Raw genomic sequence first — 24,891 nt, forward strand, 5'->3', positions numbered from 1 at the left:
CAACACGGCTACTTCCCTTTACAGGAGCAGAAAAAAATTCAGCGTGTAAATTTATACTTTTGTGACTTTTGTTCTACCTTTACTAGGTGCCATTAGTTAGGCATCAGCTTTATTTATGCATAATTATAAATGTAAAAAATATTCGCTATTCACTTATTTTTAATAATCATACTTAATCGAAAAAAGCCAACCGGATAAGCGACCTACAAGAACTGCCACTAAGCCACAGTAAATAAAGTTAAATTAATTTACTTAATTGATTAAGAAAATCGCTTGACGTCTGACAACACTTTAACTATTGTTAACATCGATGTAACAAGATTGCACCGTTCAAACTTTAGTTAGGGCACTAAACATGAAGACTAAACACATTTTTAAACCAGCGTTGTTGTCACTGGCTGTGACCTCAGCAATGTATTCAGGCCACGCGTTATCACAAGAAAATAACGGCGCCAGTGAGCCTGATGTAGAAGTAATTGCAGTAAAAGGTATTCGCGGCTCACTGATGCGTGCTCAGGCCATCAAGATGGACAACACGTCGATTGTTGAAGCCATTTCTGCTGAAGACATCGGTAAACTGCCGGATTCATCAATCGCAGAATCACTGGCACGTCTGCCAGGTCTTGCCGGTGAGCGCGTTGGCGGCCGGACTTCGGGTATCTCTGTTCGTGGTTTTAAAGAAGATTTCACCGGTACATCCTTAAATGGCCGTGAGCTAATCGGTATTGGTGACAACCGCGGCGTTGAATACGACCTGTACCCTTCTGAAATCATGACCGGTGCAACCATCTATAAAACCACTGAAGCCGACCTGATGGTTCAGGGTATTGGTGGTACGGTTGACCTGCAAACCGTGCGTCCGCTTGCTGCTCAGGAAACCCTGACATTAACCGGCGTATACGAAATGGGCGGTAACGATTCCGATAACCCGGAATTCGACAACACCGGTAAGCGTCTGGCGTTATCATTTGTTGAGAAATTTGCTGACGATACCGTGGGTATCGCTGTAGCACTTGCCACTACCGAATCACCACGTAACGAACGTAAATACGGTGTTTGGGGATACAGTGCCAATGACGATGGCCAAATTACACCGTCAGGTCTGGATACACAGGCCATCAGCCGTGAGCTGGACCGTGACACTATTTCAGCGGTACTGCAATGGCGCCCTACCGATAACCTCGACATCGTCGTGGATGCGCTGAGTATCGATTACTCAGATTCAGGCGTTATTCGTGGTTTCATCGAACCTTTCAATGCTGCAGAAGGATCACTGTCAGGCTCAGGTATTAATGTTTCTGGTACTCAGGCTAGCGTAAACCCGGTTCTGCGTACTGACCCGGCACAAAAAGACGGCGAACTGCAAACCCTTGGCCTGAATGTTAAATACAACATTGACGATAACTGGTCGATAATGGTTGACGCGGCAAACAGCCAGTCAGAAAAGCGCGACCTGCGCGGTGAATCATACGCCGGTTTAGCCCGTAACGGTGCCATCGATACCTTCGGCACCCGCCAGTTCCAAATGAGCGCTGACGGGGTATTCTTCACTGGCAGCACGGGCCTTGAAGCCTTCTCTGATCCTGCTCTGCTACAACTTACCGGCCCCCAACAATGGGGTGGCGGTATGGCGAACATTGCCGATCAGTTTGCCACTGACGTAAACACAGTATTTACCGACAAGGATGGCAACCCCATTCCATTCAGTTATTTAAATGCTCAGGATGGTTTCTTAAACTACGCAGACTTTGAAGAAGAACTGACTACCGTACGTGTTGAAGCAGAAGGCTATGTAGAGTGGGGCATTGTTAACAAAATCAAGTATGGAGTTAACTACAGCGATCGCTACAAGATGAAAGACAATAAAGGTTTCTTTGCGACCGCTTCATCCTATCCTTATTCAGAAGCCATTCCTTCAGAGTATCTGTATAACGGACTGGCCGATCTGAGCTGGGCTGGTCTTGGTCAGGTAGTCGCTTATGACGGTTTCGCTCCCTACAACGACGGCGAATATACGCTGAATGATGCAGGTTTACTTGAACCGGATCGTTTAGGTGATACCTACACTGTCGATGAAGAAGTCGTTACGATTTACGCCAAGTTTGATTTTGAAACCGAAATCAATGGCTTCCCGGTTATCGGTAACTTTGGTGCGCAGTATGTGGATACGACGCAGTCTTCTACAGGTTACTTAGGCATTGTCGGCTCAAACTTCGCCGTCTGTGATGACAATGATGACGGCCAGGTGGATGCAGACTGCATCTTAAGTGAAGGCGATGAGTACAGCCATTTCCTGCCAAGCCTGAACGTAAGCATTGAAGTTGACGACAACCAGTTCATTCGTGTCGCGGCCAACAAAACCATCAGCCGTGCCCGTATCGATCAGATGAAGGCATCAGGTTTTGTTAAGTTCGACCAGAACGTTGACTTAATTACCATTCCAAACAGCCAGGCAGATGTAGATGAATACGGTTCACCATGGAGCAAATTCCGAGGCAACCCAACGTTACGTCCACTTGAAGCTAATAACTTCGACTTGTCTTTCGAGAAGTACTTCGACGACGAAGGTTACGTAGCATTAACATTCTTCTACAAAGACCTGGTTAACTGGACAGACGACGCCCGTGAGATAATCGACTTTACCAACGATTCAACCAACAATGGCGCCAACTACTTTATCCCTGGCTTCCATGATCGTATTATCCAGACCACTGGTCTGTATGGTCCGGATAACGTGGCTTACGATGCGGGTGATTTAGCGACGCCGCCGGACTTTGGTTACTTTGAGTACTTCCAGGATGGTCTGGAAGGTGAAGTAAAAGGTACCGAGCTAACCGCCAATATTCCACTGGGTAACTTTATTGGTGCACTGGAAGGCTTTGGTTTTGCCGGCTCTGCAACCATTATCGATGCAGAACTGGAAAATGGAAACCCAATTCCAGGTCAGTCTGACCAGGTTCTGTCACTGACTGCTTACTACGAAATGGATGGTTTAGAAATTCGGGTAGCCGCGACTGACCGCTCTGAATTTGCTACTTACCAGCGTGGTGGTTCTAACAAGATTGAAACAGCAACCCGTGACAAGATCACTCAGGTTGATGCGCAAATCAGTTACGACTTCGAAGGCAGTGGTATTGAGTACCTGGAAGGCCTGCGTATTTCACTGCAGGGCACTAACCTGACAGATGAAAAAGAAGAAACCATCGACGACAACGGCATCGTGACCCTGCGTCGTGAGTTTGGTCCTTCTTACATGCTGAACTTCAACTACTCGTTCTACTAAGCTTTAGCTTTTCAAAAGCCCCGCATTTTGTGGGGCTTTTTTGTTACAGCCGGTTTGCTTTTCCCTTTAAATTCACTAGAGTCAAAAGCAAACCGATGAAAACATGCCCTGAGGATGATTCATGCCTGATGCAATAAAAAAAGTAGTCATTGCCGGTGGTGGCACCGCCGGCTGGATGACCGCAGCGCTGCTCAACAAAGTACTGGGTAAAAGTGTCGCAATCGAACTTGTCGAGTCAGAGCAAATTGGAATTGTGGGCGTTGGCGAAGCAACCATCCCACCGATTCAAACCTTTAACCGCTTTTTAGGGATCGACGAAAAGGCTTTCCTGAGGGAAACCCAGGGTACCATTAAGCTGGCCATTAAGTTTGAAAACTGGCGCGTACCTGGCGAAAGCTACTACCACACCTTTGGTGCGCCCGGCACCACCATGGGTTTTTGTAGTTTCCACCATTACTGGTTGAAAGCTAAAGAAGCCGGTCTAGACAAATCTTTCTGGGACTTTGATCTGAACTACCTTGCCTGCCAACAGGGCAAGTTTAATAAAATTAATACTCAGAATCCGCTCTATGACATGCCCTACGCCTATCACTTCGACTCAGCGCTGTACGGGCAGTTCCTGCGCCGTTTTGCAGAGCAAGGCGGGGTAAAACGCTCAGAGGGCATTATTGAGCATGTTCAGCAAAATACCCAGAGCGGTTTTATCACCGGCTTGCAGCTAACTGATGGAAGGCAAGTCGAAGGTGATTTGTTTATCGACTGCACCGGTTTAAGCGGCTTGTTGATCCGAAAAACCCTGGGCGTCAATTATGAAGACTGGAGTCACTGGTTGCCCGCCGACTCGGCGCAGGCCGTGCCCAGTGAGCGCTTTGACAAAACCCTGCCCTATACACGCAGTATTGCGCACAGCTATGGCTGGCAATGGCGAATTCCACTGACGCACCGCAACGGCAATGGTATTGTTTACAGCTCGCAATTCACCACAGATGAACAGGCCAACGAGACCCTGATCGGTAACCTCGACACTAAAGCGCTGGGCGAACCTCGCACTATCCGCTTTAATACCGGGCGCACCGACCAGCAATGGTGCAAAAATGTAGTGGCTATAGGCTTATCCAGTGGTTTCCTCGAGCCCTTGGAATCCACCAGCATTCACCTTATCCAGTCAGGCATTATCCGGCTGATGAAAATGTTTCCTAATCAGGGCATTTCACCCGCCATGGTTGATATGTATAACGCCGAGTCAAAGGATGAGTTTGAAACCATCCGCGACTTCATTATTTTGCATTATCATGTCAATGAGCGTGATGACAGCAAGTTCTGGCGAGCCATGCGCGAAATGACTATCCCGGAGCGGCTGGCGCAAAAGATTGAGGCATTCAAGGAAACCGCCGCAATATTCAATGAACAGAATGACATTTTCCGTGATGCCTCCTGGGTTCAGGTGATGATGGGACAAGGTCTGTCGCCCCGGGATTATCACGGGGCCGTGAACGCCATGGATAATCAAACCCTGCTCAGCGCCATGCAGCAAATTCAACAAGCCAAAATGCAGCCGGTCGCCAAGCTGCTAGGCCATGACGAATTTATTGAGCGGTATACCAGCGCATGAGTACCAAACCGTTACAAGTTGTTATTGCCGGCGGTGGCACGGCTGGCTGGATGACCGCCAACCTGCTGGCTAAGCGCTGGCTAAATCAGCCAGTCACCATCACTCTGGTAGAATCACCGGATATTGGCATTATTGGCGTTGGTGAAGGTTCTACACCCACCTTAAAGCGCTTCTTCAGCGACATGGGGATTGCTGAGCAGGATTGGATGCCCGCGTGTAATGCCACCTATAAAGTCAGTATTCGTTTTGAAGGCTGGAGTCCGGGCGCGAACATCCCCGCTTACTCACACCCGTTTATCAGCCAGCTCGACACCTTTAGCGAACGTTCCTTTTACGTGAACTGCTTTCACCGGCGTATGGGGCAAGATGTTCTCACCCGCCCTGATGAGTTTTTGTTTAACGGCTGGCTGGCCAAACATCAGCGTAGCCCGGTGACCCCGCCGAATTTTCCTTTTCGTATTGAGTACGGCTACCATTTCGACTCAGGCCTGGTTGGCGAGTTTCTAAAACGCCATGCCCAGGGGCTGGGCGTGGTGCATAAAGCGCTCAACATTACCGACGTAGAATGTCATCCCAACGGCGAGATTGCCGCGCTACACAGTAAAGAAGGCGAGCGTATTGAAGGCGACTTTTTTATCGATTGCACCGGTTTCCAATCATTACTACTGCAAAAAACCTTAGGGGTTAACTTTAAGTCGTTTAAAGACAACCTGTTTAACGACTCAGCAGTGGTCTGCCCTACCCCGGCACAAACTACACTCCCCGTTGAAACCCGTGCTACGGCGTTATCTGCCGGCTGGGCGTGGCAGATCCCGCTGACTAACCGCACGGGTAATGGCTATGTCTACAGCAGCGACTTTATCAGTGACGAACAGGCCGCCAGTGAATTGTGTCGCCACTTAGGCGTGGATGAGGACTCTGCTGCGTTACGTAAACTCACCATGAACGTTGGGCAGGTAGAGCGCCACTGGGCTAATAATTGCCTCGCCGTTGGCTTATCACAGGGGTTTATTGAGCCACTTGAAGCCACAGCGTTGCATCTGGTACAAACCAGTGTAGAGATTTTTCTCGATCACGTTGATGAGGACGGCTTTTCTGAGACACAGCGCAGTGCGTATAACCAGCTCATCAGCGAACGATTCGAGCGGGTACGGGATTATATCGTGGCGCACTACCGCCTGAATACCCGTTCTGACAGCGAATACTGGCTGGCCAATCAACATAACGAGAACCTGTCTGACTCGTTACTGCATTTGTTCAATGTCTGGTATCGCCGGGGCGACCTGGGCCAGGAAATTCAGCGCCAGCAGCTCGACTCCCACTTTGGCAATACTTCCTGGCACTGCTTACTGGCGGGTTACGGCGCATTCCCGCCGCTCGAAAAAGGCGCTACCACCACAGATTTATATAAACAAAATCAGCTGGCAGCGTTTTTCGAAGGCTGTTTACTGAATTTTAAACCGCAGTAAACCTCTATTACGGTTCTGCCTGCCTCACTCGAGGTCTGGTTAATTTGGAAACTAATCGAATTCGCCTCTCTAAACGTACTAGATTGATAATTCAAATCTTTTTGTACGTTTAGTAAGGACAACTGATGTCAGGAGACACACATCAAGCTAGTGAACATGACGATTCGCCCTTAACCGAAGAAGAAGAACAGGATATTCGTGAGCACCAGAGTTTAAATTCGGTCTCGCTTTACGCGGTAACCCACCGCGAAGGACTGGAAGAACTCAAGCGGCCTTTTATGTCACTTTGGTGGTCGGGTGTGGCGGCTGGCATCGGCATATCGACCTCGGTACTTGCCGAAGGCATTCTGCATACTGTATTTGCTGGCTCAGACAGCCAGTTTGCACTGGAAAACCTCGGTTATACGGTGGGGTTTGTGTTGGTCATTATGGGCCGGTTACAACTTTTTACTGAAAATACGCTTACTGTTATTTTACCCTTACTCACCCATCGTTCCTGGCATATGCTCGGTTGCCTGGGCCGGTTATGGGGTATCGTATTTGTGGCCAATATGGCAGGTACGCTGCTGGCTGCCTTCATGATGTACGGCCTGCATGCGGTGCCAACCGAGTATATCGAAGGTATGAATGCGATATCCCGGCATTACGCCGAATTAGCATTTTCTGAGGCGTTTTCATATGGCATCATTTCTGGCTTTCTGATTGCCGCCATTGTGTGGATGAAGCCGTCAGTGCAGGACGCTGCATTTTTCGTGATTGTGATGTTTACTTACCTGATTGCCATAGGCAATTTTACCCACGTGATTGCCGGGTCTACGGAGCTTTTTCTGCTGGCTATGCAGGGAGAAATTACTGTTGGTCATGCCGCTAACATCATATTTGCCACGTTATTAGGCAATATTGCTGGCGGTACCTGCCTGTTCTCTTTGCTGGCCCATGGGCAGGTTGCTCACGAGATTGAACCGGATTGATAAGCCCGGTCCAATCCAGGGGCTAAATCAGATGGTTTCGCCTAATTTAATTTCGTATGGCAGCGACATCGAGGTATTGTCGCCAGACAACAGTAGTTTAGCGGCTTCCATTCCTTTCTCCACACTCGACTGACATACGGTTGCCATGTAAGGGCGAGTCCGGGCGGCTTCTTCAATACCGTCGAAACCGGTGATCCGCAGTTCACCGGGAATATCAATTCCCATGGTGAGCGCGCACTGCAATAACTCAAGAGCAATAATATCACTCATACACAGAATAACATCGGGTCGCGGCGAACTTTGTAGCACTTCCCTGGCGGCCTGAACAGCATACATACCGGCGTTTTCCGGCAAGTTCCAGATCCAGTCGGTTGCCACTTCAATACCCGTTTCTTTTAATGCGCGGCAGTACCCGTCCAGACGACGATGGGTAATGGATGACTCAGCGTCAAGCAGCGGGCTGTCATAAATGCGGCAGGTGCTGGGCGAATCAATCAGGCGCAGTCCGAGAATCGCCGCGCGATCGCCCGGTCTGAGGGCCGCTTTAGCTATTTCGTAGCTGGCCTTTTCGTTATCGATGTTAATTGCCGGACGGTTTTCGAGGTTAAAATCGACCGTGACGACTGGTTTACTTTGCTGATTTAACTGAGTTGATAAGGCGCCATTTCGCGGCGCACCATAACAAATAAACCCGTCAACAAAATCCACCACATCAGTAATAGTGTCGGAGTCACCGGCATATAAAAGCAGGTGTTTCTGATTCTCACGCAGTACCCGCGATACGCCCTGAATAAAGGTGTTAGCAACCGGATCGGTTACCATGTAGTCGAGGCTGTCGGCCAGTACCAGAGCAACGATGTTTGACTGTCCCTTACGCAGGATCTGGGCTGCGCGATTCGGGCCGGTATAACCAATCTCTTTACAGGCCTCGAGGATCTCGGTGCGCTTATTCGCTGATAACTGATCCGGGCGATTAAACGCATTAGAAATAGTCGCTGTAGAAACACCGAGCTGCTTAGCAACATCTTTTAAAGTAAGCTTTTTCATAACGTTATCAACTATTCCCAACCGAGCACATTGCTGCAATCTTCTTAATGTATCTTAAGACGCACTTAATTTCATTAAGTTTAAAAAAATGTTAAAAATAATTCTAGCATAAAACAAAAGGTTAAGCGTTCTAAATCGTTTAACCTTTTGTTTAAGGGCAAGCCAGTGTGGCTCGGGTGGGATACAAATTTAGCGGGTACCGAATATTTTGTCGCCGGCATCGCCCAGACCAGGCAGGATATAGCCTTTTTCATTGAGTCGATCGTCTATGGATGCGGTGTAAATATCAACGTCGGGATGCGCAGCTTCTACCGCCGCGATACCTTCTGGCGCTGCGACCAGAAACAGCCCCATTATTTTTTCACAGCCTTTTTGTTTCAGCAGGTCGATAGTGGCAATCAGCGTACCGCCGGTGGCCAGCATGGGGTCAACGATTAGCGCGGTGCGCTTATCGATGTTTTTTACCACTTTGTCAAAATAAGCAACCGGTTGCAGGGTCTCTTCATCACGGTATAACCCCACCACGCTGATCTTGGCGTTGGGAATAAGGTTCAGCACGCCGTCGAGCATACCCAGGCCGGCCCTGAGTATAGGCACTACGGTAATTTTTTTGCCTTTGATGCTTTTAACTTTAAGGCTTTCACCGGTCCAGCCTTTAATGTCTACCAGCTCAACCGGCAAATGGCGTGTGGCTTCGTAGGTTAACAGGTTGCCTACTTCGCCTGCCAGCTCCCGAAAATCCTTACTGCTGATGGAAGCCTCTCTCATCAGGCCAATTTTATGTTGAATAAGTGGGTGGGTGATTTCATGAATAGCCATAATGAACATGCCTGTGTGAAAACAATAGTTATGGCTATGGTACGACAAAACACTCACAAATTGTGAGTGTTTTGGTTGCTATATAAAGGGTATCGGTGATTTACTGAATCGATTCGACCACCTGATTGCTGTGGCGGCTAAACATATCACGCACTTTTGACACCGACTGGCCATTTTTCAGGTTTACCACTACGGCATAGTGCTTTGCCTTAACCGCTTTGCGGACCACTTCGATTATCTGCGTGCGATCAGGTCTCAGGCTCAGCAGACCTGCCACAAACAGGCCGATAAAAATACCCGGCGAAATCACCGCTATATAGGTTGCCAGCGGATTCTGCTGCGTGAGCGCAGGTCCGATATTAACCAGCAAATAGGCGGTAATCAGCCCTACCACCAGTCCTGCTGCGCCGAGCAGCAAGTGCGAATACCACATCATTTTACCCAGCGCCTTGCTGTCACCTTCCAGCTTACGATTAAAGTCGCTGTCATCAGGTTCAATCAGCGTAACCTGCTGAGATTCTACGTCGGTGCCACGCACCACTTGTTCAATAGCTTTATTAGCATTGAGCTTTGAATCGAAGACTGATGCAACCTGCACCTGCTCCGCATTCACCAATTTTGTACGATAGTTTTGGTCAGACTCAGACATACTGTACCCCGTCTTTTTTCTTACATTCACTAAACACGATACAATCTTTGCGCCAGGTTATAAGCTGCTGTTTTTACTTAAATAAAATAACGGCATTGTAAAAAACCGTATAGTGAGCGTGCAATTATGGCAGGCACCCTGAAATATTTTCAGCAAAAAAACAGGGCGCAAGCGCCCTGTCAAAAAAAGTGTTGATAATGTCCAAATTATCCGCACCTCGTGCTCTTTACTAAAAAATAACTATTCTCCGCTCTCACTGGTCGCCAGCAGGAAGGTTTCCGCTTTAACACATTTGCGCTCAAACTGACGCTGGCATTTACCGATTACCCGCAGGGTTATGTCAGACTGCGGAAACACCTTACAGGCCAGCACCACGCCGGCAGCCTGTTCTTCCTCACTCACATGACAGCGGCTCATTTTTTTTGCCGTATACTCACCAGTCTCAATCTGAATTTTGCAAATCCCGCAACCGCCGCCCCGGCAGCCCACCGGGATCCCTTTACGTCCGAGGCGCGCCATGCCATCCAGTAACGATTCACTTGCACGACAGGAGTAACTTTCCTGGGTGTTCAGAATGTCGATTGTATAGGTCATTGTGCTCTCCCCTGCCCCGACGCGCTTTAATGCTGGTTATGCGCCAGCTTGTGCTCTGGCCTCGATTTCGGCTTTGCGGATTTCAGATGCCAGACTACCGGCGATGCTCCAATTCTCTGGCTCAACGGTATAGCAGTTGCCACGGATATCGGCCTTATCAACCTTTAGCGTGGCTGCCAGCATGTCAGTAAACTGTTCAGCAATGGCCTGGCGCTGCTCAAGGGAACGCCCTTTCATCACAATGAACTCAAAAAACGGGGCATTCTTCCCGCCTTTGCTTACCAGTTTGCCGCCCACACCAATTAGGTTTGGTGCGTGCAGATCGACAAACACGCGAATGCGTTCAACCGGACTGTCCAGTACCTCGGCATAAATCTGCGTGGCCTGTTCAACCACCGACTCAATCTGGCCATCGCTGATATCTTTGTCAGCAAGGTGAAATTTAACAATTGGCATAGTTGTACTCCCGGATAATTCTTTAAACGATGAAGGGCTGCCTACGGCAACCCTTTACGACGACCAGAGTCGAGCATAATCGTTGAACCGGTCATGCCGATTGCGCGATCATCCAACAAGTTACACACTGCCCAGCCCACCTGTTCGGCGGTGGTAAACTGATGCACCGAGGACTCTTCCAGTAACTCTTCCAGTACATCATCCACGCTGATACCACGTTGCTCGGCCCGGGCCGCCGCTACATTGCGCAAACGCTCACTGTCGGCGGGACCCGGCGCAATAGTGTGGGCACTGATGCCGCGGCGTCCATAGGCCAGCGAAAGCTGGCGCATAACATTGACCAGTGCGGCATTAGCCACACCCGCAGACGCGGCATATTCAGTCGGCTCAAGGCCATAATGCCCGCCGATGGCGACTATGCGCGCGTTGTCACTAAAGTGTTCATCGGCAGCACGACTCAGACGTAAGATGCCGCCTACTTTAATATTGACCGCATCCACCATGGCTGCTGTGGGCGCTTTCAGAATGCCCCCGGCAACGGCCACACCAGGGCCATGCACCACCATTTTTACCGGACCGGTAATGGCAGATTTAATCGCCTCAATGGCGCTATCCTGGCTGATATCAGCCTGCACCACACTAACGTCACTAAATTGTTCAGTTAAACTAGCCAGCGAGTCGGCGCTGCGGCCAACGGCCAGAACATGCAGGCCGTTGTCGATAAGTTGTCGGACGATTTCCACGCCGAAGGTACCGGTTGCACCCACAACGATGGCAAGATTTTTATCAGGCATAATGTACCTTTTTAAACAGCTTCTTTTAACAGGCCTTTCTCTTTGGCCAGCGTCATAGCGGTATCCTGGATCATGTCTTCCTGACCACCGATCATCTTCTTACGCCCCAGCTCAACCAGAATATCCCGGGCTGATAAACCGTACTTCTCGGCCGCCTTTTTGGCATGCAACAGGAAGGTTGAGTAAACCCCGGCATAACCTAACGTCAGCGAGTCACGGTCGATGCGAACCATATGGTCCATCATGGGGGTAATGATGTCTTCGGCGATATCCATCAGCTTGAACAGATCCAGGCCGGTAGGAATACCCATTCGCTCAAGCACAGCAGCGAGTACTTCTAATGGCGTATTACCTGCGCCAGCACCAAGTCCGGCAACAGACGCGTCAATGCGAGTAGCACCGGCTTTAATTGCCGCTACCGAATTCGATACGCCCAGCGCCATGTTGTGATGGCCATGGAAACCAATTTCGGTCTCTGGCTTAAGTTCACCGCGCAGACGGCTAATCACTTCAGTGACATCTTCCGGCAGCATAAATCCGGCTGAGTCAGTGATGTATACGGTATTGGCACCATAAGACTCCATTAGCAATGCCTGCTCAGTAAGCCCCTTTGGCGTATTCAGGTGCGACATCATTAAAAAGCCGGAGGTATCCATGCCTAGTTCACGCGCAAAAGCGATGTGCTGAGGTGAGGTGTCAGCTTCGGTACAGTGGGTAGCAACGTGAACGCTGCGCGCGCCATTGTCGTGGGCCGACTTCAGTTCTTTCATAGTGCCAAGGCCAGGAATAAGCAGTACCGAGATAATGGTTTGTTTTACTGCCTCTGCTACCGCACTGATGTACTCTTCGTTGCTGGCAAGGGCAAAGCCATGCTGCAGCGAATTTCCGCCTAACCCGGCGCCATGAGTAACCTGAATGTAGGGTACACCAGCGTCGTCCATCGCTTTTGCGACTTTAACCATTTGTTCTACACTGATTTGCTCCTTTTTAGCGTGCATACCATCGCGCAGACACATGTCATGTAAGATAATGTTTTTGCTCATTACGCTGCCTCCACCGGGGTTAACGTGATAGTGCCGTTGGCAATTTCTTCGGCAAACATTTCTGCGGTGCGGGTAGCCGCCGCCGTCATAATGTCGAGGTTACCGGCATATTTCGGCAGGTAATCACCCAGACCAGCGACTTCCATAAACACCGCCACTTTGTTGCCTTCGAAAGTCGGGCCATTCACCAGCTTGTAACCGGGCACGTATTTCTGAACCTGTTCAATCATCTTCAGTACTGAGTCGCGGATCGCCACTTCGTCGGGTTCGCCTTCGGTCAGGCAGTAAATGGTGTTACGCATAATGATCGGAGGATCAGCGGGATTGATTATGGCCAGCGCCTTGCCTTTTTTCGCACCACCCACTTTTTCAATGGCATTGGAGGTGGTATAGGTAAATTCGTCCAGGTTGGCGCGGGTACCCGCACCAATGGATTTACTCGACAGGCTGGCAATAATTTCGGCGTATTCCACGCCCTGTACCTGTGCTACCGCGTTAACAATAGGAATGGTTGCCTGACCGGCACAGGAAATCATATTCACATTCATTTCCTGCTTGTCGGCATGCTCTTTCAGGTTGACCGGCGGTACACACAGCGGACCGATCGCCGCCGGGGTGAGGTCAATCATCATCACCCCTTTGGCATTTAACTTACGGCTGTTTTCCGCGTGTACATAAGCACTGGTGGCATCAAAAGCAATTTGAATACCGTCTTCTTCCACATGAGGAAGCAGTCCGTCCACGCCTTCGGCAGTGGTTTTCAGCCCCATTTTTTTAGCCCGGGCCAGGCCTTCGGATTCAGGGTCAATACCCACCATCCAGACCGGCTCCAGCCACTCGCTGCGCATCACTTTATACATCAGGTCGGTACCGATATTGCCCGAACCAATTAACGCACATTTAATCTTTTTCATTGCTATTTCCCCTCTGCATTCAGTGGTTGTTGGGCTGCCTGCTGAGCCTGACTGCGCTCTTTCATGGTCATTCCGGACACGAAAAAGTCGTGTTCACCGTGTTCAGTTATAAGGATCCGCACTGACTCACGTTTAACGCCCAGCGACGATACCAGCGCGTCGGTAACGGCTTTGGCGGCATTGCATTTTTGTTCTTCCGTTCGCCCTGTCATGAGGTGCATTTCGATTATTGGCATGGTTGTTCTCCGTTCAATTAGCGGGTTTATTCGAAACGCAGACTAACGCTGCCCAAATCCTGATAGCGTGCAATCACGTTGTCACCAGGTTTCACCGCCACGGCAGCGGTAATTCCGCCACTCATCACAAAGCTTCCGGCTGGCAGGGTTTCACCCATGTCATGCAGAATATTGACGACCATGGCCACCGCATCGGCCGGATGACCCATTACCGCAGCAGAAGAGCCCATTTCAACAATTTCGCCGTTAAGCTCCATGGCGACACCAATACCATCGACTTCGATATCATCAACGTAACGTGGACGACCGCCCGCCACAAAACGGGCTGATGAACTGTTATCTGCAATCACACTGGGTAAATCGAACTTAAAGTTTTCATAGCGCGAATCGATGACCTCAACGGCTGGCATCACAAAATCGGTTGCCGCCAGTACATCGGCGCGCGTGCAGGCCGGGCCGCTCAGGTCGGCCTTGGTGACAAACGCCACTTCGCATTCCACCCGGGGATGCACCATATCGTGGGTACTGATGGCGGTATTTTCCGGCCGTGACATGGCATCGGTTAAAAAACCAATTGACGGTTTATCCACGCCCATCTGAACCATTTTGGCTTTTGAGGTTAAGCCTGCTTTCCAGCCAATCAGCTTCTCGCCTTGCTCTATGAACCGGGCACGCAGGGCATTCTGCACAGCATAGCCGTCTTCAATGGTCATTTCTGGGTATTCGTTGGTGAGTTTTGCGATATCATTCGCACGGCGCTGAGCACCTTCCACTCGCTCACAGAAACGGATAATTTGTTCTTGGGTTAAGCTGGTTTTCATACTTTTGTGCTCCCGGCAAAATTCACTTTACAACCACCCACGCCGGCGATGTAACACTCCAGTTCGTCACCATCGGTAACGGGTACCAGGGCAGACTGTGAGCCGGACAGGATCACCTCGCCTGCTTTAAACGGAATACCAAGTTCCCCCAGAGTATTGGCCAGCCAGGCCACCGCGTTAAAAGGCGAGCCTTGTACTGCTGCGCCCACACCGGTAGAGAATAGCTCACCATTTTTGTACAGGGTCATACCTGCCATGGTGATATCCACCTTGCGGGGATCGGCTTTGATGTTACTGACCACATACACACCGCAAGAGGCATTGTCGGCCACGGTGTCCTGAATTTTGATTTTCCAGTCGGTGATCCGTGAGTCGACAATTTCAAAACACGGGCTCACATAATCGGTGGCACGGATCACGTCTACCGCAGTAATGCCCGGGCCAATCAGGTCTTCTTTGAGCACAATGGCCAGCTCCGCTTCTGCTTTAGGCTGAATAAGCTCGTTAAGGTCGATAGTTTCGCCTTCCTGGTACACCATTTTGTCGGTGAGCTGACCAAAGTCTGGCTGAAAGACGCCGAGAAAATCCTGTACCGCTTTGCTGGTGACGCCAATTTTTTTGCCTACAATTTTCTCACCGGCGTCCAGGCGACGCTGGATATATTGCAACTGAATCTCGTAAGCCTGCTCTAAAGTAATATCCGGGTGTTGCTCGGTAAACGGCACCAGCGTGTTGCGTGACACCATGGCCTCATACAACGCATTACCTAGTTTTTTAATTTGTGAATTATCCATGTCTGACCGCTCCTATAGCTTCACGCAAACGTTACGCAGCTCGGTGTAGAACTCCAGGGAATGCACGCCGCCTTCACGGCCTATACCGGACTGCTTGGTGCCACCAAATGCGGTGCGTAGATCGCGCAGGAACCAGCTGTTTACCCAGCAAATGCCCACATCGATTTTGGCCGCCATACGGTGTGCCCGCGGCAGGTCTTTGGTCCAGATGGTGGTTGCCAGGCCGTAATCAGTACTGTTTGCCAGGCCTATCACTTCTTCTTCGCTGTCGAAGGGGCGAATGTGACAACAAGGGCCAAAAATCTCTTCTTTTACTACAGCGGCGTCATCGGCTAAATCAGTCCAGATAGTCGGTTGGATCCAGTGACCGTTTTTGAGCGCTTCTGGTACCTCGGGTACACCACCACCGGTGATCACCGTGGCGCCTTCCTCTACCGCTTTTTTATAGTAAGACAGGACTTTATCCTGATGCTCTTTACTGATTAAAGGGCCGTAGTTAACGCCTTCGTCGGTGGGCTTACCGTAATTAACCGCTTCGGCCTTTTCTTTCAGTGCGGCCACGAACTTGTCGAAAATCGGGCGCTCCACATACACCCGCTCGGTACCTAAACACACCTGCCCGGAGTTTAAGAAAGACGAGCGGGAGATGCCTTCAATGGCTTTATCAAAGTCGCAGTCGGCAAATACGATACCGGCATTTTTACCCCCCATTTCAAAAGACACATCGCGGGTGCCTTCGGCAGCGGCTTTCATGATGGCGGTACCGGTGCGGGTTTCACCGGTAAAGGTAATGGCATCAACGTCTTTGTGTTCGGTAAGGAATGCACCAGCTGAATCCGGGCCGAAACCGTTTACCACGTTATAAACGCCTTTGGGTACGCCCACTTTATTCATTACTTCACCCAGTAGTACGGAGGTCAGTGGGGTTTCTTCTGATGGCTTGACTACCACGGTATTTCCGCAGGCCAGTGCCGGGCCGACTTTCCAGGTCATCAGCATGAACGGCGCGTTCCACGGGCTGATAACGCCAATTACGCCTTTAGGTGTGCGAACACCGTAGTTCAGTGCGCCTGCGCCATCCGGCGTGTCGAGCATAAAACTCTCGGTGGGGACATTTTTGATAGTATCAGCGAAGATTTTGAAGTTGGCCGCGCCGCGAGGAATAAAGACATGGCGCATAACATTAGAAGGCTGACCGGTATCGGCCATTTCGGCTTCCACAAAATCTTCAAAGCGGCGGGTGATTTCATCAGCCACTTCATACAGCATTTCCACCCGCTGATTAGTGGTAAAGGTAGACCATTCGCCTTGCAGCGCTGCTTTGGCCGCCAGTACGGCTTCATTAACGTCACTACGTCCTGCTTCGGCAATGCTGGCGATAACTTCGCCGGTCACCGGAGATACTTTGTCAAAGCGCTTGCCATCTCTGGCTGCGACAAACTCTCCGCGGATAAAATTTTCTACTTGGCGCATATCGGACTCTCACTTTAGGCTACGCAAGCCCTTAAATTAATATTTACAACTCAATAACACTTAAAGTCAGTGTAAATTCCCAACACCATACCGTCTAATACCATTTGAAAGACAACCTAATACTTTAAAGGTATAACTATATTTCTCTTCCAAATAGCCCTGCTAACCGCCTTCTGGCCACTGAAAACAAAATGCCGCAAGGCGCCTGCCCGGGCGGGCGCAGCACACATTGCGGCACTATTTATAACAACCGTCTAAAACAACCACTCATAACAACTAAACAACCATTGATGGTGATAAAGTCTACGCAAATGCGTATCACTTCCCTGAGACACAAATCAGATATTTTTAAACAGCGGACTGCGCACCTGCTGTGCATCCGCGGCGGAAATAAACTTCTCCGTATAAATATCCCGTTCAAACAGGCGCCCCTGCATTAAGGTATTGATACAGGCATCAATCATCAGCGGTGGCCCACAGAGATAAGCCTTATTGCCACTGAAGTCGCCATTAAACGCACGCTGAGCGGCTTCGTGAACAAAACCCACCTCTCCCTGCCAGACGCCATCGTCACCGGCATCAGACAGCGCCGGAATATAAGTAAAGTTGGCGTACTTTTTAGCCAGGGCTAGAAACTCGTCGTGATAATAAAGTTCTTCCCGGGTGCGCTGACCGTAGACCAGTGTGATCGGATGCTCGCAACCTTCTTCAAGCAGTTCCATTATCATCGAACGGGGACTGGATAGCCCCGAACCACCCGCCATAAATATCATGGGCATGTCGGCTGATTTTTTCACAAAGAAGCGTCCGTAGGGTCCGCTAAAGGTTATGTCATCGCCCTCTTTGAGCTCATCGTGAATATAGGCCGTTCCCACGCCGCCGGGAACCTTACGGATATTCAGCTCAATTTCGCCAGGCTCCGCTGGTGTGCTGGCAATCGAGAAAGCCCGGCTGCCAATATCGTCCGGCAGATTAAGGTTGATGTACTGACCCGCCTGAAACTCAATACCATCGGCATCTGCTATCTTCAGCCAGATACCTTTAATGGTGGGGGTTAACTCTTCGATGCGGCTTACCGTGCACTGATAGTCCTGCACCGGCAGGTTACGGGAGTCAGGATCTTCCTCAATCTCCGCTTCGATCACCAAATCACTTTCCGGGATCGCACAGCACGCCAGACATTTATTTTCATCGCGCTCAAAATCCATTAAGGCAAAACTGGAGGCTTCACCGTGATCGACTTCGCCGTCCAGCACATCAATCTTGCAGGTTGCACACAACCCGTGGCAGCAGGCATGGGGCAGGTAAATCCCCGCCCGCAGCGCGGCATCCAGAATGGTCTGCTCTTCCTCTACCTCAATGGTTTGTCCCAATGGCTCAATGGTTACTTCAAAGCTCATGGTTATTCTCCCTGAGGCGGAACCAGTGTCGACAAGCCAGGGGTTTTAAAGCAGAATTGCTCTTTATGCACCAGGCCATTTTGCTTAATTGTTTTATTAAAGTCGGGCGTCCATGGTTCACCACTTTTGGTCCACTCAATAGCGTCCCAGTCAATCTTGTCGAAATCGGGATCCGGCTGCATAAGTGGCTTTAACTGCTGTTCAATAATGTCACCCAGTTTCTGATCCGGCGCACCAAATAACATAAAAGGCGCCGCCATCAGCATGTGATGATCCCAGCATGCAAATAACAACTGATGACCATAGTAGTTTTCTACTCTGTCTCGCGACGGGAACTTGTACTCGCCATTTGCTACAACTGCCATAATAATTCTCCTGTTACACCTGCGCTGGCAGGCTTAGGCTGCCCGAATTGGCCGGGCAGCGGTTAAAGACGGTGATTAGTCGGTCGACACCTGCTTGCGCCATTTCTCAAAGTTGGCTTTGTCTTCTGAGCTGGCATATTCGCCCGCTGCCGTAGGCTCCAGGCTTGCCCACTCCATCCACGCGGCCAGGTCGCCTTTTAACGGTTCCTGCATCATAGACGGCATAGGTAACCAGGCCTGAACATATTTCTCAGGTTCCTGCTCAAACACATGCTGACAGCCATCCGAACAGAAGTGATATTTCTCGCCTTCGTATTCTGTTTCGCGGTGCGCCAGTTGCGTTGGATCATCCGGCTCAGTAAACAGACAAGGTAACTGACAGGTCTGACACAGCTTGGGTAAACCAAAGTTATTGTACTCACCACCGTTTTCTTTCTGCGCAATGGCGTATTCCCAGCGCGGCAGGTAGTATTTTTCAAACGTAGTCGGGTATTTTTCTTTCAGCCACTCAATGTCGCTGGCAGTCGGTGTCCAGGAATGGAACGCCGTACCAAATTTCCACTGATACAGGCCCAGCATAATCTGGTGCGAAGTGTGATCGATTGACTTTTCAACGTCGTCCCAGTGCATCGGTGGTTTAATGCCGTAGCGAGCCAGATCGCGGAACAGTGCGTTACCATTTTCCACGCCATAGATATTCCACGCTTCGCGCCATGACATCACGCGTTTAGGCAGCATGTAATCCATCATGGCCGCAACCAGGGTTAACAGGCGGCAACCACGCCAGAACCATTTGTCGATCCATTTCTGCACAATTGGAATATTGTCCGGATCCTGCTCGAGCATAAACTTGATACATTCCAGACCCAGTGTCATATGACGGGCTTCGTCTGACTGTGCCGAGAAACCAAAAGTACAGGTGGCCATATCACCGTTGTAGGCAGCGCCTGACATAAACGGCACGAACAGCAGGTTGGTCAGTACGTACTCGAATGAGAAACCAATGGCGATCAGGAACTCAAATGGCCCTGCCGACATGGCATCGTCAAAGAATGAACGGGCTACTGAGGTGTACCAGATCCGGTCACGCTGATTGGCAAAATCTTTAAAGCCGTTGTAGAACTTGTTGTAGTTCGACATAGCGTGAACCTGGGTTTGTGCATGGCGGATTTCGTCAATCGACTGCATCTGACAAGCCACCTGTGGACCGACGCCGGCAAACTCACGTCCAACCCGGGCAAAACCACGGTGAGACGCATATTCACCCGGACTAATGCTCTGCAGGAACAACTTGATTGCGGTTAAGTACCGCGCATCCGTCACATTCAGATGGCCGTTGTTTTGCGCGTGGGCATCGATGATTGCATAATATTTACGCTCTTTTTCGGCCTGATACTTCCAGTACGCATCCATGGTCAGGCGGAACGGATCTTCCCACTTGGACCAGTCGTGAACCTTAATGCCTTCGTAATCCACATAAGGGTAGATTTCTTTTTCGTCGCGATAGCTTGGCTCCCAGGCCAGATCGCGGGTCATTAAGCGATACTTCTCTTTTACGTTAAGTTTCTTCGGGGTCTTTTTAATATCCACGATAGTCTCCTAGCTGTTCCAGGTGAGTGTCAGAGCGTCTTCGTCTTCATCGACGTTGCCGCTGAGCGTGATTAAGTTAATGTTGAGTTCCTGCATATCGAACTCACGGCCAATTTCTTCTTCAATGGTTTCGCGACGCACCACCAGGTGGCCTTCGGCCTGTACCTTCACCATAGCTGGCTCGTGTACCACTTCGGCATCCGGGTTATCCTGCTCAATGGCTTCCACAATCGAGCGGGTCTCTTCATTGGCCTGTAAAATGATAAATACTCTAGACATGATGCTTCCTACTTAAACAAACCGGCTTTTTTAGCGCGCTGTAATAATTCGTCGTGAGCTTCACTAACCAGTTCGTCGGCCTGATTACCTGCAACCGCTAACCCTGCCACTGGCAGCAATACCGAGGTAAAGTGATTAGCGGCGCTGTCGATCCACTCTTCCAGAACCGCTTTGTTCTCTGCAGATTCAGACGCCATAGTTTTGATCACCGAGTCCACCCACCGTTTGGACTCCAGATACCAGTTAGTCATGAACTGGGTAAGGATTGAAATGCCTGAACCACCCTGCTCAACCAGGTTCTGGTCGACAATGCGCTGATACACCAGCGGATAAAGCAGGCCATCCAGCACAAAGTTTTGTTTAATGAATACTTCCACCGGATCGCGCACACACATCAGATCTTCCAGTGAGCGGCGCAGCGGTTGCCAGGCATCGCTGTCCATCCAGTCCTGCTTTGCTGCTTCGAGGGATTCCACATCTCCAATCATCAGGCCAAGACGAGACAGGTACTGGGCAATGCCTAAATTATCCATCGCGTGATAAACACAGGGCTGGGTAAACACCGTGCCATAACCGTAGCCGCAAACCAGGGTGTTATTCATGTTGGCCGCGTAATTGGCATGGCGCAACGGAATGAGTAGGTCCTGCGCCACAGCCAGAACCGGGTCCGGCATGCCTTCAATCAGGTTCAGCGACTCAACCGTCTTGAAATTAGACTCCATGGTCTCCTGTTGCTTGGCACGATTCAGCGTGTAGGTGCTGTAATAGAACTGACGGGGATCTTTTAAGTCATACCAGTCGTTCATGCGAATTTTGCTTAAATTCGGATCGTAAAGCTCCTGCTCTGGCGCCCAGGTCGGGCGATAATGCAGATTCTCTTCGGCCTGCAGGTCATAGCTGGCTTCCTGATACCGCGATGGGATTTTCTTATCGCCAAAGCGCTTCTTTAAATGGCTAAAGGTCTGATTTTTCTGTTCAATATTGACCGTTTGTACATCGATTTGCATAATTCTTTCCTCTAAACTTGCCTATCTACTCGTCACGAAAGTGGTGGGTAGCGTCGTGGAGACTCCACTGGAATGCATTCTTTTCTTCATCGTCGGAGGGAGCCGCTTCCTCATCGAGGAATGTCACCTTTTGTTCTTCACAAAACTTTTCAAAGTCCTGCTGTTTAAGCACCATTTCCAGTGCCACCTCCGGCTGGCCTACACTAAACTCAAACTCCACAAATCCGTCGTCTCGTTTGCCTGTCACACGCACGTAATGTAACGAGGTGTCGAACTGCTCTTTCGGGGCCGCAATACTGTCGTTCATGATTTGTCCTTCCAGGTTTGCCGTTAGCTCACTATCGTCAGGAAGCTCTCGTGCAGCTTACGCTGCGGGTAATCGAGCCCCTGCGCGAAGTTATCCCAGGTCCAGGTAATGGTTTCGTAATCAGGGTAAGGGTGATAACCGCCCATAAACGTTTCAAAACGGTTGCCGGAAGGATCCCAGGCATAAATAGTACAGCCGCGGGTAATACCGTGGCGCGTTGGGCCAATATCCACGGCCACTTCGTTCATCGACATAATGTCACCGGCCCGCAGCACACGCTCCCAGCTATCCATTAAAAACGAGGTGTGATGCAGTTTGCCCGGCTCGGGATACTCCACAAAGGCAATGTCGTGCACTTTGTGCGAGCAGGACAGCCAGATACCCGCTTCGGTTTCGTTGTCTTCGGCAAGCACGCGCTCAACCAGGAAAAAGCCGAGGACGTCTTCAAAAATCGCTTTCACTTTGGCGATGTCTGGTCCGTACAGCAGCATGTGGTCCAGACGCACCGGCGCGATACCATGCTCACTCTGGGTATACCAGGGCGCCGGGTTGGTCAGGCCCATCCCGTTGCCTACTTTGGTTTTCTCAGCATAGAGTTCAAACTCGTGGCCGGAAGGCAGGGTGAAGCGCACGCGCTCGCCGGTTTCCAGCAAGTCACCGGCTTCAAGACGGCGGGTTTCAACGCCATAGGCGTTTAAGCCTTTCTCAAGTTTATCGAGGGTGGCTGTATCAAGCACTTTAAAGCCGACAAAATCGACACCCGCCTGCTCGGCTTCACGAATGATGTAGCTGCTGTGATCCTGTTCATCCCAACACTTAAAATAAACCCGCCCCATGTCGTCACGACCGGTCTCGACCAGCCCCATGACATCACCGTAAAACTTAACGGCTTCATCTAAGTCCAATACCCGTACAGCTACATGTCCTGGACGTAATACACCTGTCATCGCCATAATCTGTTCTCCACTATGAGCTTCTAAGCGCCCTTGAGCGCAACAATCCATTAACTTAATACAGGTATCATGCCAACATTTTATCTTATTGTTTTAATTGATATTTATATATTTCATGTAAATTTTTAGCGATTTTAATTAACGTTTGCATAACGCATTTGTTAGTTTGATGTTGTGCCCTTACAATTTTGTAAGGTTGGTAATGCGGGGTGACGAATAACCAGAATGCCATTGGCATGTCTCAGTATGAGGAATGCTACGGATAGCGAGACTGAAATGAATCACGGAGAGGTTTGTTGCTATATTCCCAACTATGTCGTCGGCGACTCCAACAAAACGGTATAAACAATTTCCTTTGTTAACCGCTAGCAATACAGGCAAAAACCTATCTTAAATGATCACTACCTACTGAAGCAGGTTGATACTTATTGAGCCTTCTCCCCAGCTTAGCCAATTTCTTGGCTAAGCTGGAAGGCGACCAAACCCAAACGGAGAAGACTCAATGCAATTTTATACTAACTTACATCCTTTTTACTGCGGAATCGATCTTCATGCGCGAATGCTCTACGTTTGCATCCTCGATGAGCGTGGCGACATTCTGGTTCACAAGAAGATTAAAGACTCGCCTGAACAGCTTTTAACACTGCTTTCTCCCTATCTGGGGAATATCATAGTCGGTGCCGAATGTATGCATTGCTGGTATTGGCTCAGTGATTTTTGCGAACAGCACAACATCGACTTTATTCTTGGCCACGCCTTGTACATGAAAGCTATTCATGGCGGCAAAACCAAAAATGATAAAATTGACGCGTATAAAATTGCCAAGCTTATGCGGGGCGGCAATTTCCCTCTGGCTTATGTTTATCCGAAGGAAAAACGGGCTATCCGGGACTTATTACGAAGACGAACCCATGCCATGCGCCACAGTGCTGAATTAAAAGCCTTTGTTAAGAATGCGCTTGCCCAGTACAACCTGCCTCTTCCCGAAAAATCAGATTTAAGTTACACCACGGGCCGGGATGCTATGCGCGGCTATTTTCCTGACCCACTGGTACAACGCAGTGTGGATATGAATCTGCGTCTGATTGAAATTTATGACCATGAAGTTAGCAGTATCGAATGTTATGTAGAGAAGATAACTAAAAATGACAACGGCCGTGACTATCATCTGCTACGTTCATTGCCGGGTGTCGGACGGGTTTTGGCTCTGACAATTCTTTACGAGATTGGCAATATCCAACGCTTTGAGAGTGTTCAGAAGTTCGCCTCCTATTCACGGCTGGTCAAATGCAAAGCGGAATCAGCAGGCAAAACATACGGTACTCAGGGCAATAAAATCGGTAATGCACATCTTAAGTGGGCATTCTCGGAAGCAGCGGTGTTGTTCTTGAAAGGCAACCCACGTGCACAAGCATATCTCGCTAAGTTACAAAAGCGCATGAGTAAAGCAAAAGCACTCTCGGCCCTGGCCCATAAACTCGGGCGATGCATGTATTATATGTTGAAGAATAAAACGGTGTTCGACAGTGAACGCTTTTTAGCAGGGTAAGTCGCGCAGGCAGATGAGCTGAAAATCTAACTGGTCGAATGGCGAGTATCATGTTTATCACTTATTTAGGCATGTGAACCTGCAATGTGATGAACTATACCGGTGTCCACAGCCACCACGCTTTGATTAGACATCTGCCTGTTGCGCAACAATACCCTGTGCTAAATCGCTTGCACCTGCACTGAGCCTTCCACTAACTGGCGAGAATAATCAGCCATTACGTTTTGAATAGTGCCAGCATCAGGTTAACCGATGAATGTCTAGTGCCCCTGCGCCCGCCACGGATTGCCCGGCAGCAGGCAGCGATGAGATCGCACTAAGAGAGCCTCTATATGTGTTTGCCGCAGGCGAAGCCTGACGATGACCATGACAGATGAAGTTAAGAGGTTTAGCACAGGGACTTGAACTGGCTGCTGACGCAGCCAGAGAATTGTTATTACCTATTGACGGGAGTTGGGCTCATATG

At 49.8% G+C, this 24,891-nt stretch carries 24 protein-coding genes; 5 read left to right on the plus strand and 19 right to left on the minus strand.

Features of this window, described 5'->3' with window-relative positions; genetic code table 11:
- Window positions 1-355 precede the first annotated feature (355 nt).
- The 4 genes from D9T21_RS07650 to D9T21_RS07665 all read left to right on the plus strand — a co-directional run bounded on the left by D9T21_RS07650 (window position 356) and on the right by D9T21_RS07665 (window position 7,335).
- Window positions 356-3,283 (plus strand): TonB-dependent receptor, encoded by a 2,928-nt coding sequence (locus tag D9T21_RS07650; RefSeq protein WP_123324440.1) that lies wholly within the window; start codon window positions 356-358, stop codon window positions 3,281-3,283.
- A 121-nt stretch (window positions 3,284-3,404) separates the two neighbouring features.
- Entirely contained in the window at window positions 3,405-4,895 is a 1,491-nt protein-coding gene (locus D9T21_RS07655) for a tryptophan halogenase family protein (RefSeq protein ID WP_123324441.1), read from the plus strand.
- The gene (locus tag D9T21_RS07660) at window positions 4,892-6,364 is read left to right on the plus strand and encodes a tryptophan halogenase family protein (RefSeq protein WP_123324442.1); all 1,473 of its coding nucleotides are present in this window, start codon (window positions 4,892-4,894) and stop codon (window positions 6,362-6,364) included. The genes D9T21_RS07655 and D9T21_RS07660 overlap by 4 nt, the downstream gene beginning before the upstream one ends.
- Before the next feature lie 125 nt (window positions 6,365-6,489).
- Window positions 6,490-7,335 (plus strand): formate/nitrite transporter family protein, encoded by an 846-nt coding sequence (locus D9T21_RS07665; RefSeq protein ID WP_123324443.1) that lies wholly within the window; start codon window positions 6,490-6,492, stop codon window positions 7,333-7,335.
- A gap of 27 nt (window positions 7,336-7,362) precedes the next feature.
- On the opposite strand, the gene D9T21_RS07670 is transcribed toward D9T21_RS07665, so the two are convergent.
- The 19 genes from D9T21_RS07670 to D9T21_RS07760 form a co-directional block, all read right to left on the minus strand.
- Window positions 7,363-8,382 carry a LacI family DNA-binding transcriptional regulator gene (locus tag D9T21_RS07670; RefSeq protein ID WP_123324444.1) on the minus strand — a complete coding sequence of 340 codons (1,020 nt, stop codon included), beginning with the start codon at window positions 8,380-8,382 and terminating at the stop codon, window positions 7,363-7,365.
- Window positions 8,383-8,571: 189 nt separating this feature from the next.
- Window positions 8,572-9,201, minus strand: coding sequence for a uracil phosphoribosyltransferase (gene upp / locus D9T21_RS07675; RefSeq protein ID WP_123324445.1), 630 nt, complete (start codon window positions 9,199-9,201; stop codon window positions 8,572-8,574).
- 100 nt (window positions 9,202-9,301) lie between these two features.
- The gene (locus tag D9T21_RS07680) at window positions 9,302-9,850 is read right to left on the minus strand and encodes a hypothetical protein (RefSeq protein WP_123324446.1); all 549 of its coding nucleotides are present in this window, start codon (window positions 9,848-9,850) and stop codon (window positions 9,302-9,304) included.
- Window positions 9,851-10,090: 240 nt separating this feature from the next.
- Entirely contained in the window at window positions 10,091-10,444 is a 354-nt protein-coding gene (locus D9T21_RS07685; protein ID WP_123324447.1) for a 2Fe-2S iron-sulfur cluster-binding protein, read from the minus strand.
- A 36-nt stretch (window positions 10,445-10,480) separates the two neighbouring features.
- Window positions 10,481-10,900 (minus strand): tautomerase family protein, encoded by a 420-nt coding sequence (locus D9T21_RS07690; protein ID WP_123324448.1) that lies wholly within the window; start codon window positions 10,898-10,900, stop codon window positions 10,481-10,483.
- A 41-nt stretch (window positions 10,901-10,941) separates the two neighbouring features.
- The gene (locus D9T21_RS07695; RefSeq protein WP_123324449.1) at window positions 10,942-11,694 is read right to left on the minus strand and encodes an SDR family NAD(P)-dependent oxidoreductase; all 753 of its coding nucleotides are present in this window, start codon (window positions 11,692-11,694) and stop codon (window positions 10,942-10,944) included.
- An 11-nt stretch (window positions 11,695-11,705) separates the two neighbouring features.
- Window positions 11,706-12,737 carry a 4-hydroxy-2-oxovalerate aldolase gene (gene dmpG, locus D9T21_RS07700; protein ID WP_105935998.1) on the minus strand — a complete coding sequence of 344 codons (1,032 nt, stop codon included), beginning with the start codon at window positions 12,735-12,737 and terminating at the stop codon, window positions 11,706-11,708.
- On the minus strand, window positions 12,737-13,651 hold the full coding sequence (locus tag D9T21_RS07705) for an acetaldehyde dehydrogenase (acetylating) (RefSeq protein WP_105935997.1): 915 nt from the start codon (window positions 13,649-13,651) through the stop codon (window positions 12,737-12,739). Before D9T21_RS07705 ends, dmpG begins: the two co-directional genes overlap by 1 nt.
- Window positions 13,652-13,653: 2 nt before the next feature.
- Window positions 13,654-13,887, minus strand: coding sequence for a tautomerase family protein (locus D9T21_RS07710; RefSeq protein WP_105935996.1), 234 nt, complete (start codon window positions 13,885-13,887; stop codon window positions 13,654-13,656).
- 26 nt (window positions 13,888-13,913) lie between these two features.
- Complete coding sequence (dmpH, locus tag D9T21_RS07715; RefSeq protein WP_105935995.1) at window positions 13,914-14,708, minus strand: 2-oxo-3-hexenedioate decarboxylase; 795 nt, start codon at window positions 14,706-14,708, stop codon at window positions 13,914-13,916.
- Window positions 14,705-15,502 carry a 2-oxopent-4-enoate hydratase gene (gene dmpE, locus D9T21_RS07720; protein ID WP_105935994.1) on the minus strand — a complete coding sequence of 266 codons (798 nt, stop codon included), beginning with the start codon at window positions 15,500-15,502 and terminating at the stop codon, window positions 14,705-14,707. The genes dmpH and dmpE overlap by 4 nt, the downstream gene beginning before the upstream one ends.
- Before the next feature lie 12 nt (window positions 15,503-15,514).
- Window positions 15,515-16,975: a 2-hydroxymuconic semialdehyde dehydrogenase gene (locus tag D9T21_RS07725; RefSeq protein ID WP_123324450.1), complete on the minus strand. Its 1,461-nt coding sequence runs from the start codon at window positions 16,973-16,975 to the stop codon at window positions 15,515-15,517.
- Between the two features lie 338 nt (window positions 16,976-17,313).
- Window positions 17,314-18,375 carry an NADH:ubiquinone reductase (Na(+)-transporting) subunit F gene (locus D9T21_RS07730; RefSeq protein ID WP_105935992.1) on the minus strand — a complete coding sequence of 354 codons (1,062 nt, stop codon included), beginning with the start codon at window positions 18,373-18,375 and terminating at the stop codon, window positions 17,314-17,316.
- Between the two features lie 2 nt (window positions 18,376-18,377).
- Entirely contained in the window at window positions 18,378-18,740 is a 363-nt protein-coding gene (locus tag D9T21_RS07735) for a phenol hydroxylase subunit P4 (protein ID WP_105935991.1), read from the minus strand.
- Between the two features lie 75 nt (window positions 18,741-18,815).
- Complete coding sequence (locus tag D9T21_RS07740) at window positions 18,816-20,330, minus strand: YHS domain-containing protein (RefSeq protein ID WP_123324451.1); 1,515 nt, start codon at window positions 20,328-20,330, stop codon at window positions 18,816-18,818.
- A gap of 9 nt (window positions 20,331-20,339) precedes the next feature.
- Window positions 20,340-20,609, minus strand: coding sequence for an MmoB/DmpM family protein (locus tag D9T21_RS07745; protein WP_123324452.1), 270 nt, complete (start codon window positions 20,607-20,609; stop codon window positions 20,340-20,342).
- An 8-nt stretch (window positions 20,610-20,617) separates the two neighbouring features.
- Window positions 20,618-21,616: a ferritin family protein gene (locus D9T21_RS07750; protein ID WP_105935988.1), complete on the minus strand. Its 999-nt coding sequence runs from the start codon at window positions 21,614-21,616 to the stop codon at window positions 20,618-20,620.
- A gap of 25 nt (window positions 21,617-21,641) precedes the next feature.
- Window positions 21,642-21,923, minus strand: coding sequence for a phenol hydroxylase subunit (locus D9T21_RS07755; protein ID WP_105935987.1), 282 nt, complete (start codon window positions 21,921-21,923; stop codon window positions 21,642-21,644).
- 23 nt (window positions 21,924-21,946) lie between these two features.
- Window positions 21,947-22,876 (minus strand): catechol 2,3-dioxygenase, encoded by a 930-nt coding sequence (locus D9T21_RS07760; RefSeq protein WP_123324453.1) that lies wholly within the window; start codon window positions 22,874-22,876, stop codon window positions 21,947-21,949.
- A gap of 502 nt (window positions 22,877-23,378) precedes the next feature.
- On the opposite strand from D9T21_RS07760, the gene D9T21_RS07765 reads away from it, so the two are divergent.
- Complete coding sequence (locus D9T21_RS07765; RefSeq protein ID WP_123324454.1) at window positions 23,379-24,425, plus strand: IS110 family RNA-guided transposase; 1,047 nt, start codon at window positions 23,379-23,381, stop codon at window positions 24,423-24,425.
- The last annotated feature ends 466 nt before the right edge of the window (window positions 24,426-24,891 follow it).

Origin of the sequence: Marisediminitalea oceani, from assembly GCF_003731635.1 — a bacterium.
GTDB lineage: Bacteria > Pseudomonadota > Gammaproteobacteria > Enterobacterales > Alteromonadaceae > Alteromonas > Alteromonas oceani.

Bases quoted from the DNA above. Each gene is read 5' to 3' on its own strand.
- D9T21_RS07650 (WP_123324440.1), top strand. From the start codon at position 356: ATGAAGACTAAACACATTTTTAAACCAGCGTTGTTGTCACTGGCTGTG.
- D9T21_RS07655 (WP_123324441.1), top strand. From the start codon at position 3,405: ATGCCTGATGCAATAAAAAAAGTAGTCATTGCCGGTGGTGGCACCGCC.
- D9T21_RS07660 (WP_123324442.1), top strand. From the start codon at position 4,892: ATGAGTACCAAACCGTTACAAGTTGTTATTGCCGGCGGTGGCACGGCT.
- D9T21_RS07665 (WP_123324443.1), top strand. From the start codon at position 6,490: ATGTCAGGAGACACACATCAAGCTAGTGAACATGACGATTCGCCCTTA.
- D9T21_RS07670 (WP_123324444.1), bottom strand. From the start codon at position 8,382: ATGAAAAAGCTTACTTTAAAAGATGTTGCTAAGCAGCTCGGTGTTTCT.
- upp (WP_123324445.1), bottom strand. From the start codon at position 9,201: ATGGCTATTCATGAAATCACCCACCCACTTATTCAACATAAAATTGGC.
- D9T21_RS07680 (WP_123324446.1), bottom strand. From the start codon at position 9,850: ATGTCTGAGTCTGACCAAAACTATCGTACAAAATTGGTGAATGCGGAG.
- D9T21_RS07685 (WP_123324447.1), bottom strand. From the start codon at position 10,444: ATGACCTATACAATCGACATTCTGAACACCCAGGAAAGTTACTCCTGT.
- D9T21_RS07690 (WP_123324448.1), bottom strand. From the start codon at position 10,900: ATGCCAATTGTTAAATTTCACCTTGCTGACAAAGATATCAGCGATGGC.
- D9T21_RS07695 (WP_123324449.1), bottom strand. From the start codon at position 11,694: ATGCCTGATAAAAATCTTGCCATCGTTGTGGGTGCAACCGGTACCTTC.
- dmpG (WP_105935998.1), bottom strand. From the start codon at position 12,737: ATGAGCAAAAACATTATCTTACATGACATGTGTCTGCGCGATGGTATG.
- D9T21_RS07705 (WP_105935997.1), bottom strand. From the start codon at position 13,651: ATGAAAAAGATTAAATGTGCGTTAATTGGTTCGGGCAATATCGGTACC.
- D9T21_RS07710 (WP_105935996.1), bottom strand. From the start codon at position 13,887: ATGCCAATAATCGAAATGCACCTCATGACAGGGCGAACGGAAGAACAA.
- dmpH (WP_105935995.1), bottom strand. From the start codon at position 14,708: ATGAAAACCAGCTTAACCCAAGAACAAATTATCCGTTTCTGTGAGCGA.
- dmpE (WP_105935994.1), bottom strand. From the start codon at position 15,502: ATGGATAATTCACAAATTAAAAAACTAGGTAATGCGTTGTATGAGGCC.
- D9T21_RS07725 (WP_123324450.1), bottom strand. From the start codon at position 16,975: ATGCGCCAAGTAGAAAATTTTATCCGCGGAGAGTTTGTCGCAGCCAGA.
- D9T21_RS07730 (WP_105935992.1), bottom strand. From the start codon at position 18,375: ATGAGCTTTGAAGTAACCATTGAGCCATTGGGACAAACCATTGAGGTA.
- D9T21_RS07735 (WP_105935991.1), bottom strand. From the start codon at position 18,740: ATGGCAGTTGTAGCAAATGGCGAGTACAAGTTCCCGTCGCGAGACAGA.
- D9T21_RS07745 (WP_123324452.1), bottom strand. From the start codon at position 20,609: ATGTCTAGAGTATTTATCATTTTACAGGCCAATGAAGAGACCCGCTCG.
- D9T21_RS07750 (WP_105935988.1), bottom strand. From the start codon at position 21,616: ATGCAAATCGATGTACAAACGGTCAATATTGAACAGAAAAATCAGACC.
- D9T21_RS07755 (WP_105935987.1), bottom strand. From the start codon at position 21,923: ATGAACGACAGTATTGCGGCCCCGAAAGAGCAGTTCGACACCTCGTTA.
- D9T21_RS07760 (WP_123324453.1), bottom strand. From the start codon at position 22,876: ATGGCGATGACAGGTGTATTACGTCCAGGACATGTAGCTGTACGGGTA.
- D9T21_RS07765 (WP_123324454.1), top strand. From the start codon at position 23,379: ATGCAATTTTATACTAACTTACATCCTTTTTACTGCGGAATCGATCTT.